Here is a 3,013-nt window from a genome sequence, read left to right as displayed (position 1 = left end):
GAAAGCGGGCGTTGCCAAAGCGCTATGGTTCGAGCCCACGCTCAGCGCGACCTTTGCGGCGATGGCCGAGCATTACGATACGACGATCCTGCCTACCCGGAGCCGTAGGCCGCGCGACAAAGGAAAGGTCGAGGGCGCAGTGTTGATCGTGGAGCGCTGGATCCTGGCGCGGCTGCGCAATCGGCGCTTCTTCAGTCTGGCAGATCTCAATGCCGCAATCGCGGACTTGCTGGTTGATCTCAATGATCGGCCCATGCGCCATGTCGGCAAATCCCGTCGCGCAATCTTTGACGAGATCGAACGGACGGCATTGGCGGCGTTACCTACGTCGGTGTTCGAATATGCCGAGTGGAAACGCGCCAAGGTCCATCCTGATTATCATGTCGAGGTCGACAAGACCTTTTACTCCGTGCCGCACGGACTGATCGGCCGGCAGGTCGATATCCGCCTGACGCATCGAGTGGTCGAGATCTTCTACGATCATGCGCGGGTCGCCAGCCATATGCGGACATCGCAGCGCCGTGGGCACGTTACCGTGAATGAGCACATGCCCAAGGCGCATCAGCGCTATGCGAATATATCGCCAGCGAGCCTGATCGAGCGCGCCAGGAAAACCGGTCCTAATACCAACCTCCCTTGATGCTGACTCACGTAGGAGATTCCCAAAGAGGAAAATTTCTGAATCTATGGCTGCCGGTTGGAGGGCATTGTCATGGGTGCAGCGATTGGATTGCGGGACGACTTTGATGCGGCCGGCTTGAGACGGCTGGCGCGCGCGACCAGAAGCGCGAACCAGGGTCGTCGGCTGCTGGCCTTGGCGGAAATTTATGGCGGCGGGAGCCGCGGCGACGGGGCGCGTATCGGCGGAGTAACATTGCAGATCGTGCGCGACTGGGTCGTGCGGTTCAATGATCGGGGTTCTGATGGGCTCCTCGACGGCAAGGCACCGGGCAGGCCCCCCTTGTTGAATGATGCCCAGCGCCTGGCCCTTGCAGAGACCGTTGAAAGCGGCCCGATACCGGCGATCCATGGAATTGTCCGCCCATGGAATTGTCCGCCCATGGAATTGTCCGCCATGGAATTGTCCGCCATGGAATTGTCCGCTGGCGACTGATCGATCTGGCGCGGTGGCTCCATGATGAATTTGGGGTGTCCCTGACGGAAAACGACCGTGGGACGGGAGTTGAAGAAGCTGGGCTATGTCAAACTGACGGCGCGGCCGCGCCATCATAGCCAGAACGAATATGCGATGGAGGACTTCAAAAACGGGGCCTTGCCGCCGAACCGGCAAAGATTAGCGCGTCCCCTTCCGCGCGGCACACCGCTAGAGGTCTGGTTCCAGGACGAGGCTCGCATCGGCCAGAAAAACAAAGCTCACCCGCCGCTGGGCCAAGCGCGGCACTCGGCCGTCAGCGCCGAAGGATCAGAGGACGAAATCAGCCTATGTCTTTGGCGCCATCTGCCCCGAACTGGGCAAAGGGTCTGGCCTGATCCTTCCGTTCTGCAATACCCAGACCATGTCACTGCACCTGGCGGAAAATAGCGCTCGCTATCGAGCCGGGTGCCCACGGCGTGCTGCTGATGGATCAGGCCGGATGGCACATGACCTCAAAGCTGGCCACCTCGAAGAACTCTGGTCTTTGAGGGGTAGATTTGATTCACTTCGCCGACGATGCGGTGGAGGTGATGATGGCAGGGCAGGCGGGGTTTTTCGATCTTTCGGACGGTTACGAAGCGCTGAGCGCGGCGGGTGATGCGCTGGAGCGGTTGTTGGCGGTTGTGGACTTGGAGGTTTTCCGTGGGCCGCTGGTTGCAGCGCTCCGACGCAGCCTTCGCGGCAAGGGCGGGCGACCACCATTTGATCGGGTACTCATGTTCAAAATCCTGGTGCTGCAGGCGCTCTACTCGCTGTCGGATGCGGCCAGCGAGTTCCAGATCAGGGACCGGCTGTCGTTCCAGCGGTTCCAGCGGTTCCTGGGGCTGGGGCTCGACGGCACGGTGCCGGACGCGAGGACGGTCTGGCTGTTTCGCGAGCGGCTCGTCTCAGCCAAGGCGATCGGCAAGATCTTCGCTCGCTTCGACGCGGCCCTCAAGGATCGCGGCTATCTCGCCATGGGTGGTCAGATCATCGACGCGACGGTGGTGCCGGCGCCCAAGCAGCGTAACACCGAGGCGGAGAAGACGGCGATCAAGGAAGCGCGTCCCCGAGGACTGGAAGCCCCCGAGGACTGGAAGCCGGCCAAGGCGCGGCAGAAGGACCGCGCCGCCCGCTGGTCGATCAAGTACAGCAAGGCCAAGGTCAGGGAGGGCGCCGATCCCAAAGCAGCCAAGCCGGTTGATCTCGCCATCCCGATGTTCGGCTACAAGAATCATATCGGCATTGACCGGACCCACGGGCTGATCCGCACCTGGGATGCCAGTGCCGCCAACGCCCATGATGGGGCACGGCTGCCCGTCCTGATCAGCAAGGCGAACACGGGGCTCGGGCGTTTGGGCAGACACCGCCTGCCGGTCGAAGAAGAACGAGGCGTTCCTCGCGAGCGGCATGTTCAAGAGCCACATCCACCAGAGGCGCAAGCCGCGGCTGCCGCTGCCCGAGCGGATCGCCAAGACCAACACTCGCAGGTCCAAGATCCGCGCCCAGGTCGAGCCAGGTCGAGCATGTGTTCGCAGGCCAGAAGCATCGGATGGGGCTCGTTGTGCGGACCATCGGCATCGCCCGCGCCACCATCAAGATCGGCATGGCGAACTTGGCCTACAACCTCCAGCGCCTGATCTGGCTCGAGCGGCGAACTGCGCCTGCTTGACGCAAAATCCGCCCCCAACGGAGCCGGCGACACGTATGTCAGCGAAGAATACACCGCCACACCAAACGCCTTGCGGCTCAGCGGGTCACACCCTCGCCATAACGCCCCAATCAAGCGGTTCTTCGAGGGGTCCTGCTGGCCATCTCGTCGCCGGCGCTGCGAAGTCTTCGCGCGGGATGAGGGCATCTACCGTACGAAGCCATCTG

Annotated in this window: 3 pseudogenes; all 3 read left to right on the top strand. The window is 62.3% G+C overall.

What is annotated here, in order from left to right:
• Positions 1 to 625 (top strand): annotated as a pseudogene (locus tag ACSLE4_RS09630) (Mu transposase domain-containing protein); the annotation flags it as partial.
• An 87-nt stretch (positions 626 to 712) separates the two neighbouring features.
• Positions 713 to 1,632, top strand: a pseudogene (locus ACSLE4_RS09625) (IS630 family transposase); the annotation flags it as partial.
• A 57-nt stretch (positions 1,633 to 1,689) separates the two neighbouring features.
• A pseudogene (locus ACSLE4_RS09620) lies at positions 1,690 to 2,807 on the top strand (IS5 family transposase).
• The last annotated feature ends 206 nt before the right edge of the window (positions 2,808 to 3,013 follow it).

The organism is Methyloceanibacter sp. (assembly GCF_051306395.1).
Taxonomy (GTDB): domain Bacteria; phylum Pseudomonadota; class Alphaproteobacteria; order Rhizobiales; family Methyloligellaceae; genus Methyloceanibacter.
Note: the sequence above shows the minus strand (reverse complement) of the source record. Positions and strands in the feature narration are given on the sequence as shown.